General features: G+C 42.1%; 15 protein-coding genes. 1 reads left to right on the forward strand and 14 read right to left on the reverse strand.

Translation table 11 applies throughout. The annotated features are described in order from the left end of the window. Positions 1-48 precede the first annotated feature (48 nt). Both rraA and ACP7AA_RS00650 read right to left on the reverse strand, forming a co-directional pair. On the reverse strand, positions 49-564 hold the full coding sequence (rraA, locus tag ACP7AA_RS00645; RefSeq protein ID WP_426222628.1) for a ribonuclease E activity regulator RraA: 516 nt from the start codon (positions 562-564) through the stop codon (positions 49-51). Between the two features lie 109 nt (positions 565-673). After that, positions 674-1,375, reverse strand: coding sequence for an NAD-dependent epimerase/dehydratase family protein (locus tag ACP7AA_RS00650; protein ID WP_426222352.1), 702 nt, complete (start codon positions 1,373-1,375; stop codon positions 674-676). Positions 1,376-1,950: 575 nt separating this feature from the next. Between ACP7AA_RS00650 and rpsT the strand changes: the two genes are divergently transcribed. Further along, the gene (gene rpsT, locus ACP7AA_RS00655) at positions 1,951-2,217 is read left to right on the forward strand and encodes a 30S ribosomal protein S20 (RefSeq protein WP_010200097.1); all 267 of its coding nucleotides are present in this window, start codon (positions 1,951-1,953) and stop codon (positions 2,215-2,217) included. A gap of 154 nt (positions 2,218-2,371) precedes the next feature. Here the strand turns inward: rpsT and ACP7AA_RS00660 are convergent, their stop codons facing one another. From ACP7AA_RS00660 to ACP7AA_RS00715, 12 genes are all read right to left on the reverse strand, one after another. Next, positions 2,372-3,208, reverse strand: a complete 837-nt coding sequence (locus ACP7AA_RS00660; RefSeq protein ID WP_201565434.1) for a histidine phosphatase family protein — start codon at positions 3,206-3,208, stop codon at positions 2,372-2,374. Positions 3,209-3,317: 109 nt separating this feature from the next. Continuing rightward, positions 3,318-4,112, reverse strand: a complete 795-nt coding sequence (locus ACP7AA_RS00665) for a metallophosphoesterase (RefSeq protein ID WP_426222353.1) — start codon at positions 4,110-4,112, stop codon at positions 3,318-3,320. A 215-nt stretch (positions 4,113-4,327) separates the two neighbouring features. Continuing rightward, on the reverse strand, positions 4,328-5,026 hold the full coding sequence (gene pyrF, locus ACP7AA_RS00670) for an orotidine-5'-phosphate decarboxylase (protein ID WP_426222354.1): 699 nt from the start codon (positions 5,024-5,026) through the stop codon (positions 4,328-4,330). A 76-nt stretch (positions 5,027-5,102) separates the two neighbouring features. After that, positions 5,103-5,513, reverse strand: coding sequence for a lipopolysaccharide assembly protein LapA domain-containing protein (locus ACP7AA_RS00675; RefSeq protein ID WP_201620194.1), 411 nt, complete (start codon positions 5,511-5,513; stop codon positions 5,103-5,105). Positions 5,514-5,793: 280 nt separating this feature from the next. Beyond that, entirely contained in the window at positions 5,794-6,099 is a 306-nt protein-coding gene (locus ACP7AA_RS00680; RefSeq protein ID WP_183620940.1) for an integration host factor subunit beta, read from the reverse strand. 254 nt (positions 6,100-6,353) lie between these two features. Continuing rightward, entirely contained in the window at positions 6,354-8,045 is a 1,692-nt protein-coding gene (rpsA, locus tag ACP7AA_RS00685; RefSeq protein ID WP_201565441.1) for a 30S ribosomal protein S1, read from the reverse strand. A 304-nt stretch (positions 8,046-8,349) separates the two neighbouring features. Beyond that, positions 8,350-9,108, reverse strand: coding sequence for a (d)CMP kinase (cmk, locus tag ACP7AA_RS00690; RefSeq protein WP_426222355.1), 759 nt, complete (start codon positions 9,106-9,108; stop codon positions 8,350-8,352). Positions 9,109-9,295: 187 nt separating this feature from the next. Then, positions 9,296-9,847: a tRNA adenosine(34) deaminase TadA gene (tadA, locus tag ACP7AA_RS00695; RefSeq protein ID WP_298869610.1), complete on the reverse strand. Its 552-nt coding sequence runs from the start codon at positions 9,845-9,847 to the stop codon at positions 9,296-9,298. A 103-nt stretch (positions 9,848-9,950) separates the two neighbouring features. Beyond that, positions 9,951-10,688, reverse strand: a complete 738-nt coding sequence (locus ACP7AA_RS00700) for a uracil-DNA glycosylase (RefSeq protein WP_298869609.1) — start codon at positions 10,686-10,688, stop codon at positions 9,951-9,953. 158 nt (positions 10,689-10,846) lie between these two features. Next, positions 10,847-13,411: an AAA family ATPase gene (locus ACP7AA_RS00705; RefSeq protein WP_426222356.1), complete on the reverse strand. Its 2,565-nt coding sequence runs from the start codon at positions 13,409-13,411 to the stop codon at positions 10,847-10,849. Between the two features lie 713 nt (positions 13,412-14,124). Further along, entirely contained in the window at positions 14,125-14,532 is a 408-nt protein-coding gene (locus ACP7AA_RS00710; protein WP_201565456.1) for an ATP-dependent Clp protease adaptor ClpS, read from the reverse strand. Between the two features lie 159 nt (positions 14,533-14,691). Further along, positions 14,692-15,573, reverse strand: a complete 882-nt coding sequence (locus tag ACP7AA_RS00715) for a hypothetical protein (protein WP_426222357.1) — start codon at positions 15,571-15,573, stop codon at positions 14,692-14,694. Positions 15,574-15,581: the final 8 nt, after the last annotated feature.

Consider the following 15,581-nt stretch of genomic DNA (forward strand, 5'->3'; position numbering starts at 1 on the left):
GGTTTTTGAGTTATATGCATTAAGCTGTTTTTAAATTATAAGCTGTTTTTAAATTAATGATTTGTCGCTAGCGATAATGCCGTTATTGTCTGCATAGACAAACATACCAGAATTTAACGTTAAATCACCAAAACTGATTTCAAGATCGGTTTGACCTTCGTCACGGCGGTTTGATTTACGCGGGATACAGCCGAGCGCCATAACACCGATGTCCATTGCTGCCATATCATCAACATCACGCACGCAGCCATAAACCACAACCCCCGCCCAGCCATTATCAATCGCTGATTGCGCAATCATATCGCCGAGCAACGCGCAACGCATCGAACCACCGCCGTCAACGACCAATACTTTGCCATTACCGTCTTTATCTTTGCCATCGCTGTTTAATAACGATTTTACACGGCTATTGTCTTCAAAGCATTTCACCGTCACGATTTCACCGCAAAATCTGTCTTTGCCACCAAAGCTATAAAAAGACTTGCCTTCGATATTAGGCAAACATACCTGTGATTCAGGATTGGCATCCAATAAATCACAAGTCACAAAGTTCTCTTTATTCATGGTCGATTCTGACATGTCTGACGCTCCTTGTTGTGTATGATTAAATTATTTATGTTAAATCATTTATAACTGTATTTTAATTTTAAGGGTTTTTAATTTAATGCTTAGGCTATTTTTTAACCTTAGTCATCGCTAGCATCTTCTTATTTTCGATGATATCTGTGGTTTGAATCGCAGGCTCATTACGGTATTTATTACGCTGATAGACATCATGTGCACTCATTGCCATCGCACTGGCAACGCGCTTTGTAGAAATAGGATGCAGTGATAATGACTCTGAGACCAAAGGTGAGATGAGTTTAAAGGCTTTTTGACCAATACTTTCAAGCGGGCGACCTTTATGTTTGCCCAGCAATAAAGAAGGACGCAGAATCACCAGCTGCTTAAAACCTAGCGCCATAATAGACTGCTCAGTTTCCGCTTTGACCCGATTGTATAAAAAGCGACTGTCGATGTCCGCATTCATTGAGGACAATAAAAAGAAGTTCTCAACACCTTTTTCTTGGCAGAGTTTGGCAAAATTGACATTATAATCATGATCGATTTTTCGAAAAGCTTCATCACTCCCCGCTTGCTTTTTGGTGGTACCAAGGCAGCTAAAAGCATCTGTCTTATTATCAGCGCCAACGCTGGCAAATATTTCAGCCAAGTTATCAAAATCATTGACCTGATAAAAGCGCATGCTGGCATTGATATAGCGAGGCGGACGCCGTGCAATCACAATTAACGTGTCATAAAGCTCACTAAGCTGCTTAACAAGATGCTGCCCGACCAATCCTGTTGCGCCAATCACAATTGCTTTTCGCTGCATAGCCTATCCATTTATATAATGTTGGAATATGTATAATAAGAAGAAAGATGAGGGGTAAACGCTTATCATCAACGCTTTTCACCAACGTCTTTGCCCCTTTTATCATAGGTATCATACCTAAATTCAGAGATAACTGACGCTATTCTACACAATTTATTGTAAGAGATTTTATCAGCCATCAAATTGATTGCACCAATCAGCCGTTTTAGGCTGCCACTTTTGCTAGATATTTTGCTCATTTGCTTAATAAAACGCGTATTAACCACCCTAAAAACCAGCAATCCGTGTGCTAGCATAACTTCTTTACGCATTAATCATCAAATATATTGTTCTAAGCGCAATAATTTGCTAAGATAACCGGCTTTACACGTCAACGCTGTTTAATTATTCCAAACAGTTCTGGCGCTTGCGATGATCTATTACTAATTTAGGTGCCTTTAATAACAGATAGGTACTCTAATATCAGACATCGACATCATGTTTGGCGAGAGGCTGCTCGTCACCGATGATTGTTAAACCCATTATTATTGCAATCAACATTCATATTTTTATCTGTCTTTATCAAGGAGATACGCGTGGCTAATACTGCACAAGCTCGTAAACGCGCCCGTCAAAACACCAAACGTCGTCAGAACTCTGCGTCACAACGCTCTATGGTTCGTACTTATCTAAAACGTGTTGACGCGGCTATCGCTGCTAAAGATTATGACGCGGCTACCGAAGCTTACAAAAAAGCGGTACCGGTTCTTGATCGTATGGCTGACAAAGGTATTATTCATAAGAATAAAGCTGCTCGTCGTAAGAGCCGCCTAAACAAAACCATCAAAGGCTTACAAGCTTAAGATTGGTTGCGTTTAGACCGCATTGCACTTTTATAGCGTGATGACTAAAACCTTGTTACCAGTTCTAATACTGGGGCAAGGTTTTTTTATGCCTGTTTATTTATCACTTATAGCTGTTTAACAGTTTTAGAAAATGATGCTTAGCAAAAAACACTTAGGTCCATTTTACTTCTGGTGGCAATAGCAATTTATTCGGATGAAAGCCGGCCGCACGGTAACTGTCAAGCAAAGTATGAATCGGGCGCACATAAACTTCACCGCGCCAGACGAAATAAGCACTGGCCTGCTCAAATGGCTTATCATCAAACCACAAGAACACCCCTTCCATCATCTTTGGCCAGTCATTCCAATCAATCTCAGTCACATCAAACATCACCGCCAAAAACGCTGACAGCAAGGTATCATGACTGACGGCAAGCATTAAATGCCCATGCTCAGGCTGATTTTGGTAAAACAGTGATAAAAGATCAAGCCCACCTTGATAGGCGTTTTTGGTACCTTCAAGATTGCCTTGTAAAAAGCGATTGATAAAATTGAGCACGCCAATTTCTTTAAATATGGGAGTGGCAATCTCAGGTTCAGTCACCAGACTACCGGGCTCAACCAATAATGATTGATGCGAGATATCACGTTGTAGCCCCGCGCCTGCTTGCATCAGCTGCGCGGTATCAATACAACGCCCAATCGGGCTTGAGATACTATCGACATCGAGCGAATACGGCAGATGTCCTGCCAACCAGCGCCCCCAAGACTTCGCTAAGACGCGACCTTTTTGGGTCAGCGGCAACTGATAACTGGCAAAACCATTACCGTCAGAGCGCTCACGTAAAGAATGTCTGGTAAATAAAATCAACCGTTTATCCGTAGGCAGTAAGCCGACCGAAGACATCATACTGTCAGGTAAGTGCGAGGGCGCTGGTGCACTTGGCGTGTGACTCGCACGCTGCGCAGCGGATAGTTTTGATAGGGTGTTATTAGGCAGTTTACTCATGATAGCAAGCGTAGCAGATTTTTTGACATCAATGAACAAAATATAAATTCAGTTGCAATATAGCTTATCCTTATAAATATCAGTATAAGTGCTTAGTTAAGACGATTTATCAAATCTCAATCACCTTATCCCAAGCAAATGTCAATGCAGTACTGCTTACCTCATTCGGATAGGCACGCGGATTGACGATGACTCGCGTTTTATTGACTTGATAATCAAAGGCTTCATGAGTATGTCCATGTACCCAAAGCGTGGGCGCCCAATCCTCATACATCCAGCTCGATAAATCACTGACGAAAGCGGCATTACTTGGCAGCTCAGTATACTTCTCAGACACGGATAACGGGCTGATACTATGATGACTCATGACCACAGTTTTTTTACCCAGTGCTTTAGCAGTTATTAATGCTTGCTGCAACCATTGGCGCTGCTCAGCATGGATTTGCATTGATACTTCAGGTGAAAACAGCTCGCCACCGGCATAAATTTGCTTATAATCACGCATAAAACGCCTAGCCGCTGCCATGGTATCTTCGTTGGCTTGGTATTGATAATCTGTCCATAGCGTACAGCCTAAAATTCGCACCTCGCCAATATCGATATGCTGACACTGTAACACGCGCACGCCTTGCTTTAATTCACTATTATAATCATCCCAAGTCGCAAGCTTCTTATCAAAATGCAGCACATCTTCGTTGAAGTACTCATGATTGCCAGAGATGGTAATTAATGGCACTTGTAAGCGCGCTGCTTGTTCTTGCAGCCACGGCATACCACTATCACTATTTGCCGTATCTCCAGCTACTAGCACCACATCTGCTTCCGTTTTCGGGATATGCCCTAGCGGATGCGACTGACGAGCATAGCTGTCAATATGTAAGTCACTTAAAATCTGTAATTTCATAGGTTTTACTATTGTCCCATCATACCATTTGCAAAAACTTGAAGATAAAAAACTGTCTATATCTAGGCTTACTATCAACATAAATTTAACCAGTGTATCACTTTTTTCATGACTGGCAAAAAGTAAAAAAGACAGCGTGTTAGGCTGTCTTTTCTATAGTGATGCTGCTAAAAACCTCTAAACAGATTATAAGATTTTAGAGATTTTATAATCTGCTAGATACTTTGAAGTATCTTTTGTAATTTAGCCACAGGATCTGCTGCTTGAGTAATTGAGCGCCCAATTACTAAATAATTAGAACCATCATTTAACGCTTGTTTCGGCGTGCAAATGCGTTTTTGATCATCGGCATTGTCGTCTAACAGGCGTATACCCGGGGTAATCAGCTTGAAATCTTGACCACATAGCTGCTTAAGCGTTTTGGCTTCTTGCGCTGAACATACCACGCCATCAAGACCTGCTTGCTTAGTCAATTGTGCTAAGCGGCTTACTTGTACATCTAAGCCGTCCGTGATGCCCGTTTGCATCAATGCTTGATTGTCCATAGAGGTCAGTACGGTAACAGCTATTAGCAGGGTTTCAAAATTACCGTCTAACAAGCGTTGTTTGGCTAATGACATTGCCTCTAAGCCCGCACTTGCATGGACGTTGACCATCCATACGCCAAGCTCAGCTGCCGCCAAGACCGCTTGTGCCGTGGTATTAGGGATATCATGGAATTTCAAGTCCAAAAACACCTCAAAATCACGCTGATGTAGCGCTTTAACTATCTCAGGACCACAGCGGGTAAACAGCTCTTTACCTACCTTTAAGCGACATAACGCCGGATCTAATTGGTCAGCCAGTGCTAACGAGGCATCTCTCGTCATGTTATCTAAAGCAACGACGACGGGAGAGGTATTTGCGTTATTCATAGTTGTGCCACTTTCTATCGGGTTTATCAAATGATTGTATATAGAGCTATTAGAAATAGAATGGTCATCTGACCGACTAATAATCTCGCTTTTGCTTGGTTAACATTGCACCATCATCCACATCGCTGACGCTACCATCTTGTACATTGGTCGCTGTCGCACCATAGACCGCTTCTTCTACCGACGGCGCATTCGCTTGACGGTCAATAACAATATTGGCTTGTGTCACCTGCTCTTGCAGATTGGCATTTAATTTTTGTAGACGTGAGATTTCCCACTTATTTTGTAGCACACGGAACATGAGTAAAGCTAGTAACATGCCAATGATGATGCCGAGTATCAGGCACAGAATCAGCAATAAGCCCAGGTTCATCGTCGGTGCTTGGGAAAATAATAAGTTCACCCCAACTTCAGTATTATTGGCTAATACTAAACCTAACGAATAAGCAAAGCTCAAAAACAGTAATACCAGCAGTAAAATGCGCATCAGACGTATCCTTGTGTGTTGAATAGTATGAACAGTTTAGCAAATAACGCAGCCATAGCGACTGCTAGTAAAGGTTTTCAATATCTAGCCTCTTATATAAAAAGACTGGCTTTATATCTCTTAGCTTATTCGTTTTGGTTTAATGATAAAAGGTCTAAACCTTAAAAATCGTTAATAGTAAGATTCTTTAATCAGAAAAAGCTTTAATAGTAAGACGTCTTAGTAATCAACAACTCTAATAAGCCAGAAAACTAAACGTCTTACTATTCTGCTTATGTTCCTAACCGTGGGCTACTTTATCATTGACGGCTTCACGTAGTGCTTTGCCAGGTTTAAAATGTGGAATGGCTTTGGCAGGTACTGGTACGCTTTCGCCTGTTTTAGGGTTGCGTCCCATACGTGCACGGCGATGATGGAGACAAAAACTACCAAAGCCACGCACCTCTACTCGGCCGTCGTTGGCTAAAGTATCGGTCATCAAATTTAATATTTCGCGTACTGCATCATCGACAACGGTATCTGTCATGTTGTCACAATTCGCACTCAGATTACTAATAAATTCGGACTTGTTAATTGCTTGCTGCATTATCACACTGGCCTTATTGATTAATGGATAAGATGGTTGTGAGGTAAACTATCATTTTATGACTATTTAGGTTTACGTTCACATCTCGTTACTCAATGTTGCAAATGATAGCGGATATTGGCGCAAATGGAAATAAGAGTTTCCCCTTTTACAGGAAATCGTTAAGCATTTGCTTCATACCCAAATTTAATCGCAAAAAAAAGCGACCGGAGTCGCTTTCTTTTTATATACTAATTATATCAACAATATACAGCTTACTGCATTTGTTCTTTGATCAAGTCACCAATAGTTTTTGGCTGTGCATCAGAACCGGCAGTAGTACTAGTCGTGCTAGTGCTGCTTAGCTCTTTAATCGCTTGACGCTCTTCAGCTTCGTCTTTCGCTTTGATTGACAAGCTGATGTTACGAGTTTTACGATCAACACTGATGATTTTCGCTTCAACGTCATCACCAACTGTTAGATGCTTAGTCGCATCTTCAACGCGGTCACGTTGAATCTCAGAGGCACGTAGATATGCTTCAACTTCGTCAGCAAGCTCAATAGTAGCACCTTTAGCGTCTACTTCTTTTACTTTACCATTAACGATAGCACCACGATCATTGTTGACTAGGTATTCGTTGAATGGATCAGAGCTTAACTGCTTCACGCCTAGGCTGATACGGTTGGCTTCTGAATCTACAGACAATACCATTGCTTCAACGGTGTCGCCTTTGTTGTAGTTACGGATAGCTTCTTCGCCAGTTTCGTTCCAAGAGATATCAGATAGATGTACAAGACCATCGATACCACCGTCTAGACCGATAAAGATACCGAAGTCAGTGATAGATTTGATAGTACCAGTGATTTTATCACCGCGCTCATGTTTCTTATCAAACTCATCCCATGGATTGGCTAGAGTTTGTTTGATACCTAAGCTGATACGACGACGTTCTTCATCGATATCAAGAATCATCACTTCAACTTCGTCACCCACTTGAACAACTTTCGATGGATGGATGTTTTTGTTGGTGTGATCCATTTCTGACACGTGTACTAGACCTTCAATACCTTCAGAAATTTCAGCGAAACAACCATAATCAGTTAGGTTAGTTACGCGTGCTTTAACCACACTACCGACTGGGTAAGTGCCGCCAACGTTATCCCAAGGATCAGTACCAAGTTGTTTTAGACCTAGGCTTACGCGATTGCGCTCACGGTCAAACTTAAGTACTTTAACTTTAAGGTCTTGACCAACTTCAACCACCTCAGATGGGTGCTTGATACGGCGCCATGCCATGTCAGTGATGTGCAATAGACCATCAATACCACCAAGGTCAACGAACGCACCGTAATCAGTTAGGTTCTTAACGATACCTTCGATCTCGATACCTTCTTCAAGCTTGTTCAATAGCTCTTCACGCTCAGCTGAGTTTTCAGCTTCCATAACAGCGCGGCGACTTACCACAACGTTGTTACGTTTTTGATCAAGTTTGATAACTTTAAATTCTAGCTCTTTGCCTTCTAGATGCGTAGTATCACGAATCGGACGGACGTCTACCAATGAACCTGGTAGGAACGCGCGAACTGAACCGATATCAACGGTAAAGCCGCCTTTTACTTTGCTAGAAATAATACCTTTAACGATCTCATCATTGTCAGAGATTTTCTCAAGGAAATTCCAAGTCTCAACGCGTTTGGCTTTTTCACGTGACAGTAAGGTTTGACCCATACCGTTATCAACCGCTTCAACCACAACATCGACACTATCGCCAACTTCAACTTCAAGTTCGCCTTCTTCGCTTAAAAACTCTTCACGAGCGACGATACCTTCAGATTTAAGACCAGTATCTACTGTGATCCAATCGCTATCGATGGCCACAACAGTACCTGTGATAACCGAGCCACGCTCGATATCAAGACCTGTTTCTTCGATGCTCGCTTCAAATAGTTCAGCAAATGATTCCATTATGTCTACCTTTGTATAGCCGTATCCTGTCCAGCACAGTACGGATCAAATTTATGACTGTATAAAACGAAATACTGGTTTTATATCTTATGCAGTCATATAAAAAAACCTTTGTTGCTAATAAGCGCCTTATGTCTAAACACATGCATAAACACGATTTTATGAAAGCAGTTTTATAAATACAGCTTCATAAATACTATGTCTATCGGAATCATTAGCAACAACTGTCTTACTTATACTTATATAATTTTATACTAAAATGAAAGCCATAGGAAACTTTTTAGTACTTAATATGTTGTTTTTATTAACGATTAAAGCAAATACCTTGATCTTGACAATGTTTTTTTACAAGCTCATAAACCGCATCAGCGTCTAGGTTAGAACTATCTAAAACCAGCGCATCTTCTGCAGGCTTCGACGGTGCCGTTGCACGGTTTTCATCACGATCATCACGCGCTTTAATCGTCGCAAGAATTGCTTCAAAATCGGCAGTTTGTCCCGCTTGTAAAAGCTGTGCCACGCGGCGTTCTGCGCGAGCTTTGGCACTTGCCGTCAGATAGACCTTAACATCGGCATCTGGGAAAACCACGGTACCCATATCACGACCATCGGCAACCAATCCTGATTGGGTCGCCATATCTTGCTGCAATTTAAGCAAGGCTTGACGTACCTTTGGATAAACTGCGACTCGTGAAGCATAACCACCGACGGTTTCATTGCGTACTTGCTCGCCAACCTTAGCGCCATTAACAATGATATCCACGCGTCCTGAATCACTATTAGGCTCAAAAACTATTTGCAAGCTTTGAGTCAATGCTAATAGCGCCCCCTCATCGATACTTTGCTCGCCATCTACATTTAGCAAACCGGCTTCAAATGCCTTTAGACCAACAATGCGGTATAACGCCCCTGAATCTAACAGCTGATACCCTAACGTTTGCGCTAAGCGCCACGTAACCGTGCCTTTACCTGCCCCACTTGGACCATCAATACAGATAACCGGATAGCGCAATGACGAAATGTCGCTATTATTATCATTAGTATTGGATGTAAAAGCAGTCATAACAGTCACTTAATCGTCGGTACAGCTTACAAAATGGCAAATGGCGTAAATTTCCACTGGTTTATCAAACGCTTGCACGCCAATAAACTTGTTCGTAAGCAAATAGGGCGACAGTATAGCAAACAAACCTTACTATCACTAGCAGTGAGCATAATATCTTGTTAATGGTTTATGCTCACTGTTATTTTTAGCGCTTGCTATTTTTTAACGCTTGGCGGCGCTCACGAAAAAAAGCCTTTAGCATCTGACTGCTATGTTCACTACACAAGCCTTTATGTACTTGAATACTATGGTTATAAAATGGCTGGGCAGCCAAGTTCATTTGACTGCCAACCATGCCAGCCCTCGGCTCACTTGCCGCATAAATAAGTCTATCCACTCGAGCATGAATCAGCGCCCCGATACACATGGTACACGGCTCTAAAGTCACATATAACGTCGTCTGTAATGGCAAGCGATAGTTGTTTAAACGCATGCAAGCATCTCTTAAAGCGACAATTTCAGCATGAGCCGTCGCATCATGGCGTCCAATCGGCTCGTTAAATCCTTGCCCAATTACTTGCTGATTGTGCACCAGTATCGCCCCTACTGGCACTTCTTCACGCGCGGCACCTTGTTTGGCAAGCTTAAGGGCTTTTTGCATCCACTTAAAATCTTCAATCAACCAAAAGGTACTTGCCGATATCAGGCTGCTCGCTAATTGATAAGGCTGCAAGCTTATCGTTTGTCTATGTTTCATTTATCAGTACAACTATTATTTTGAATATTAATAGAACTATTATTTTAAAAACCACTTTTGACGATTATTTTTAACAGCTTTTTTTAACAGCTACTGTTAATAGCTACTGTGGCAGCTGCCAGTCAATTGGCGTTCGACCATACTGTAGTAGATAATCATTGGTTTTAGAAAATGGCTTAGAGCCAAAAAATCCACCACGGTTAGCAGCCAGCGGTGAAGGATGTACAGCCGTCAAAATCAGATGTTTATCAGTATTAATATATTTGCCTTTTTTCTGGGCTTTACTACCCCACAATATAAATACCGTATGCTCTGTTTGTTCATTGACCACATCAATGACCGCATCGGTAAACTGCTCCCAACCTTTATTTTGGTGGCTGTTTGGCTCCCCTTCTCTCACGGTCAATGAGCTATTTAATAACAATACGCCTTGCTGTGCCCAGTAGGTCAGGTCACCATGTTTTGACGGCGCGATACCTATGTCACTTGCCATCTCTTTCAATAAATTATTCAGTGAAGGTGGCTTTGGAATGGCTTTGGGCACTGAAAATGATAAACCCATTGCTTGTCCTGGTCCGTGATAAGGATCTTGACCTAAAATCACGACTTTAACCTGTGATAAAGGGGTTAAATTTAACGCATTAAACATCAAAGGGGCTGGTGGATAGATACTATCGTCTGATTGATAGGCTTCCTTTAAAAATGCGCGCAAGTTATCCATATTGTCAGAAGTTAATTCTTCTGCTAAGGCGTTTTTCCAGTCTTCTGGTAAGCGTACATTGTCTAAAATCGCTTGTTTTTGTGCCTCTGTCTTTGTTGCTTGTACATCAAGTAATGTCATAATCAATCCTTTTTTATTTGTTATCAGGATACGCTAACACTGATATTAGCAAAATATTGGCGCTGCTACGTGATAATTAGCAATAAAAAAAACGGCTACCGCAGTAACCGTTTTTATAACGCAGTAACCATTTTTATGATACTAACAGCAAAAACTACCTAGCTGGCTAGTGATTCAGAGTCTGGATGCGGCTCATGTGCCTCAACAACCGTTAGAATAATACGACTGTCAGAGGAGCCTTTATCTGACCCTTTCTCAAGTTTAACCGCATTGCCGTCTTGATCTTTAGCGTCCTCAGGCTCCAAGGTCAGATGGACAACCCCACCGTTTACCAAGTCGCCAAACAAAATCATGCTTGCCAATGGTTTCTTAATCTCGTCTTGAATCAGACGCTGCATAGGACGCGCACCCATTAGGCGATCATAACCTTTATCCGCTAAGTAATCACGTACTTCATCATCAATCTCTAGCGTTACTTGTTTATCATCAAGCTGGACTTGTAGCTCAACTAAGAACTTATCGACCACAGAGACGACGACAGAGGTATCCAATGGATTAAATTGAATGATGGCATCAAGACGGTTACGGAACTCAGGCGTAAACACACGTTTGAGCGCCTCGGTATTATCGCGGCTATGGTCTTGCTGTGTGAAGCCCATAGAAGAACGACTGATACTATCGGCACCAACGTTGGTGGTCATAATCACAATCACTTGCTTAAAGATAGCGACGCGACCATTGTTATCGGTCAAGGTGCCATGATCCATCACTTGCAATAACAAGTTAAAGACATCTGGATGGGCCTTTTCGATTTCATCAAGCAATAACACGCAATGCGGATGCTGATTGATTTTTTCGGTAAGCAAACCGCCTTGATCATAGCCAACATAACCTGGAGGCGCACCTATCAAACGCGATGCGGTATGCGCTTCCATATACTCTGACATATCAAAGCGTACCAACTCGACACCCAATAAGTTTGCTAGCTGACGCGAGACCTCTGTTTTACCAACCCCGGTAGGACCAGCAAACATAAACGAGCCAATTGGCTTATCGGGTGCTTTAAGACCGGCACGCGATAATTTAATTGCATCGGCTAAGGTTTCAATCGCTTCATCTTGCCCAAACACCAAGTGCTTCAAATCACGGTCTAAATGCTGAAGAATACTCTTATCATCACTGGATACAGATTTGGGTGGAATACGCGCAAGCTTGGCAACGATAGCTTCAATATCAGCGACATCAATTTTTATCGGTGCACGTTTGCCTTTAGATTTTTTAGACCCATCAGCTTTCGCTCTATCATTGGCTTTGGCAGCATTTGCTTCGTCCTGCATCTCATTGACCGTGCCTGTGTCATCAATACTGTCATCATCAACGCCCTCAAAACCTTCTTCATCGGCATCGATTTGCGCATCAAAATCTTGCTCTAAATCAGCGATAAAGCTTTCTTCGGCGTCAATATCGTCCAAATCAGCGACGATACCCAAACGCTTATACGCACCGGCTTCATCAATGACATCGATGGCTTTATCCGGTAAAAAACGCTCGTGGATATGTTTGGCTGATAATTGAACGGCCGTTACCAAGGCCTCATCGGTATATTCGACATTATGGAACTCTTCATAGCGCGGCTTCAGCCCACGTAAGATATCGATACTGTCATCAACACTTGGCTCTTTCACATCAATCTTTTGGAAACGACGTGACAATGCATGGTCTTTTTCAAACACCTGACGATATTCAGTAAAGGTTGTCGAGCCAATGCAGCGCAGCTCACCATTGGCAAGTGCCGGTTTGATTAAGTTTGATACATCCATATTGCTACTCATTGACGAGCCTGCGCCAATAATCATATGAATCTCATCAATAAACAAAATCGCATTGGGCTTTTTCTTTAGCGCATCAAGCAGCGACTTCATGCGTTTTTCAAAATCACCGCGATACTTAGTACCGGCGATTAACGAGCCAATATCTAGACTATAAATCACGCAGCCGTTGAGTGGCTTCGGTGCTTTATCATTGATAATCAACCACGCCAAACCTTCTGCAATCGAGGTTTTACCCACGCCTGGTTCACCCACCAATAACGGGTTGTTTTTACGGCGACGACATAATACTTGCGCTGCGCGCTCAATTTCAGGGCCACGGCCAATTAATGGATCGGTTTTACCTTCAGCGGCACGCTGGTTTAAGTTGGTTGCAAATTCGACCAAGGGGTCTTTACTGGTCTTTTCTGAGGCACTACGGCGCTCACCTGTCATCGAAGCACGTGGCTCAGATGGCTCATCTTTATCTTGACCGTGTGATAAATACTGAGTCAGCTCAAGGCGACTGATGCCCTGCTTTTTGAGCAAATAAACGGCGTAAGTATCATGCTCTGAAAACATCGATACTAAAATATCAGACCCTTCAACCAGACGACCGCCACCGATAGACTGCACGTGGAAAATAGCCCGTTGCAGGATACGATCAAAACTTTGGGTCGGTTGTGGTGATTGCTCAGTCTCAGCATCGACCGTTGGCGTATGCTTATTGATATAAGCTTCAAGCTCGCTACGCAAGGTTGAGACATTGGCATTGCAAGCAGTCAACGTATTGGCAGCATTGGTATTTTCTAATAATGCCAGTAGTAGATGTTCAACAGTGAGATACTCATGCGATTTTTGGCGCGCAAGTGTCATTGCTAAACGCAAAGAAACTTCAAGATGACGACTTAACATAAGGACTTCCTACGGTTGTACCTATCTTATTATTGATAGCTTTATGAATGAGTTAGTAACTAAATCAGGGCGATAGATGGATTGTTCAAGGGCTATGTTAGGTTTATTAAGAGACTTTACTCAATGTTATTCAATACCGACTTCCATGACGTAGACATTATTTTCAGCTTACCTTTATATCAACATGATACTTAAAGATAGTCAATCTATTAACGCCGATTAAAATGTATCGAAGTGTCCACCAAGCTTGTTAGAAGCATTGATACAGCCAAAAAACCATAAGCAATAAAGTAATGTGAGCGTATATTTTCGAGATTGGCTGTTGAATATAACAGAGATAAAAATACTAAAACGATTTAAAAAAACGAGGGATAAACTGAGATTAAGTGTACAAGAGTATACTTTAATATATAGGGCTGTATCAGAGGAAAATCAAGTCTAAAATGAAAGGGTTAGACATATTAAAGAGACAATAACTGGCGAGATACTAAATTTGCAGGCATTAGACTTAAAGTAAGTCGATATATTAGAGCAAACCATTAAATAACTCATCAGGCTTGCTCTACTGCTCTATTGCTCTATTGCTCTAGGTTAGAAAGTATTTTGAAGGGTAAAAGCTAATGGTATAAATAAGATAGTAGCAATTAACATAAAAACAGAGGTCATATAAATAGGGAAATGTAGAAAACTTATCACAGAAGCGCGCTAAAAAACTATTCGCCTTGATGCGGCTCTATTTGAGTCAATAAAGGATAGCCTTCACGGTGCGCAAGGCTATTAACTTTTTTGGCTTTGGTTTCAGCAATGTCTTTTGGATAAATACCCGCAATACCTTTGCTACTATTATGAATGGTCAGCATAATCTCAACCGCTGAATCCATACTATGACGAAATTCTGACTGCAGCACATAAACGACAAACTCCATCGGCGTGTAGTTATCGTTATACATCACCACCGCATACATCGGTGGTTTTGCGACTTCTGGCTCTGCCACTAATACGTCAGCTTGCGGTGTGGTTTCACCTTCGGGATCGCCATCTTGCGCAAAATGCGTCGGTATATTGGGGAAATGCCAATCCGCAACGGTAGGCGTTGATTGTAATAGGGTTTGTTTTATCATAATTAGAATACAAATTAATAGGTGTGTTTATAACAGCATAAAGGGGGATTAAAAAAGATTGACAGACATGCTGATATGTCATTAGGCGTCAGCCATGGGAGACAGCAACATAAAATAGTAAAAGATGCAAACAATAACTCTCAATCAAACCTTAAAAGATTAAGGTTCAATCGGGCTTTCATCAACCTCTGGTAAGTCTAATAACGACAGCGGCATATTATCGACCTTGTCGCCAAGCTTCCAATCGTATAATTGCTCTACTTCCTGTCCACCTGCTCGCAAGCTCAGCTTAACCTGCAACGGCTTAAAGCCTGACGGCATCATAAAGCGTCCACGAATGCGCGTGATTCCTTCAATGGTATAACTTGCTGGCTCTAATGGCACTTCTACAAAGTCATCGTCATTGAGCAAGGTTAACGTTGGTTTTAAGCGCTTGGCTTTACCATCGCTGGCAAGCATGCCAATATCGAAGCCATATTCAAAAGCGTTCTCAGGTAGAGGTTCAATTTTCGCGCCAAGTATCTGTAATGGCATCCCGCCTTGTTCGCTAATGATTTCGGCATATATCTCATTAAGCTGCGCCACTTGTTTGTTTTCAACCGTCAGTTCTTGCTGATTTTCGCGTAGCTCTTTTAGGTTTGCCAAACTTATTTCTAGCTCTTGCTTAGCGGTAGCCGCTTCATTGGTCGCGATTTTACTGCTAAGGCGTAAATCTTTTAGCTCTTGCGTTGCCTCTTTACTGGTAATAACTGCTTGCTTCGCTTCGGTTTGCATCGAATAATAGCCGCGCTGATAGCCAAGTTTGTGACCAAATAACAGTCCAACCACTGCTGTTACCAATATCGCCACCACAAATAATGCCAATACTAAGGTAGAAGCACCTTGCTGTGACTGACTGATGCCATGGCTATTGATACCATAACAATTGCGATAATCAGGGTAAGAGAGATGCAGACTACGCTCCAAATCATAAGAAATAGAGTCTTGGCACGCTAAACGTGCGGGCTGTGGGCAAAGGCGTAGTACACTCTTCAAACGCATTTAGACAG

The sequence above is a fragment of the Psychrobacter sp. DWR1-2-3 genome (assembly GCF_049896465.1).
Lineage (GTDB): Bacteria > Pseudomonadota > Gammaproteobacteria > Pseudomonadales > Moraxellaceae > Psychrobacter > Psychrobacter maritimus.

Excerpts from the sequence above, each read along its gene's own strand:
- cmk (WP_426222355.1), bottom strand. The coding sequence starts at position 9,108 with ATGACTGCTTTTACATCCAATACTAATGATAATAATAGCGACATTTCG.
- ACP7AA_RS00680 (WP_183620940.1), bottom strand. The coding sequence starts at position 6,099 with ATGCAGCAAGCAATTAACAAGTCCGAATTTATTAGTAATCTGAGTGCG.
- ACP7AA_RS00665 (WP_426222353.1), bottom strand. The coding sequence starts at position 4,112 with ATGAAATTACAGATTTTAAGTGACTTACATATTGACAGCTATGCTCGT.
- ACP7AA_RS00650 (WP_426222352.1), bottom strand. The coding sequence starts at position 1,375 with ATGCAGCGAAAAGCAATTGTGATTGGCGCAACAGGATTGGTCGGGCAG.
- tadA (WP_298869610.1), bottom strand. The coding sequence starts at position 9,847 with ATGAAACATAGACAAACGATAAGCTTGCAGCCTTATCAATTAGCGAGC.
- ACP7AA_RS00715 (WP_426222357.1), bottom strand. The coding sequence starts at position 15,573 with ATGCGTTTGAAGAGTGTACTACGCCTTTGCCCACAGCCCGCACGTTTA.
- ACP7AA_RS00675 (WP_201620194.1), bottom strand. The coding sequence starts at position 5,513 with ATGCGCATTTTACTGCTGGTATTACTGTTTTTGAGCTTTGCTTATTCG.
- ACP7AA_RS00700 (WP_298869609.1), bottom strand. The coding sequence starts at position 10,688 with ATGACATTACTTGATGTACAAGCAACAAAGACAGAGGCACAAAAACAA.
- pyrF (WP_426222354.1), bottom strand. The coding sequence starts at position 5,026 with ATGAATAACGCAAATACCTCTCCCGTCGTCGTTGCTTTAGATAACATG.
- ACP7AA_RS00660 (WP_201565434.1), bottom strand. The coding sequence starts at position 3,208 with ATGAGTAAACTGCCTAATAACACCCTATCAAAACTATCCGCTGCGCAG.
- rraA (WP_426222628.1), bottom strand. The coding sequence starts at position 564 with ATGAATAAAGAGAACTTTGTGACTTGTGATTTATTGGATGCCAATCCT.
- ACP7AA_RS00705 (WP_426222356.1), bottom strand. The coding sequence starts at position 13,411 with ATGTTAAGTCGTCATCTTGAAGTTTCTTTGCGTTTAGCAATGACACTT.
- rpsA (WP_201565441.1), bottom strand. The coding sequence starts at position 8,045 with ATGGAATCATTTGCTGAACTATTTGAAGCGAGCATCGAAGAAACAGGT.
- ACP7AA_RS00710 (WP_201565456.1), bottom strand. The coding sequence starts at position 14,532 with ATGATAAAACAAACCCTATTACAATCAACGCCTACCGTTGCGGATTGG.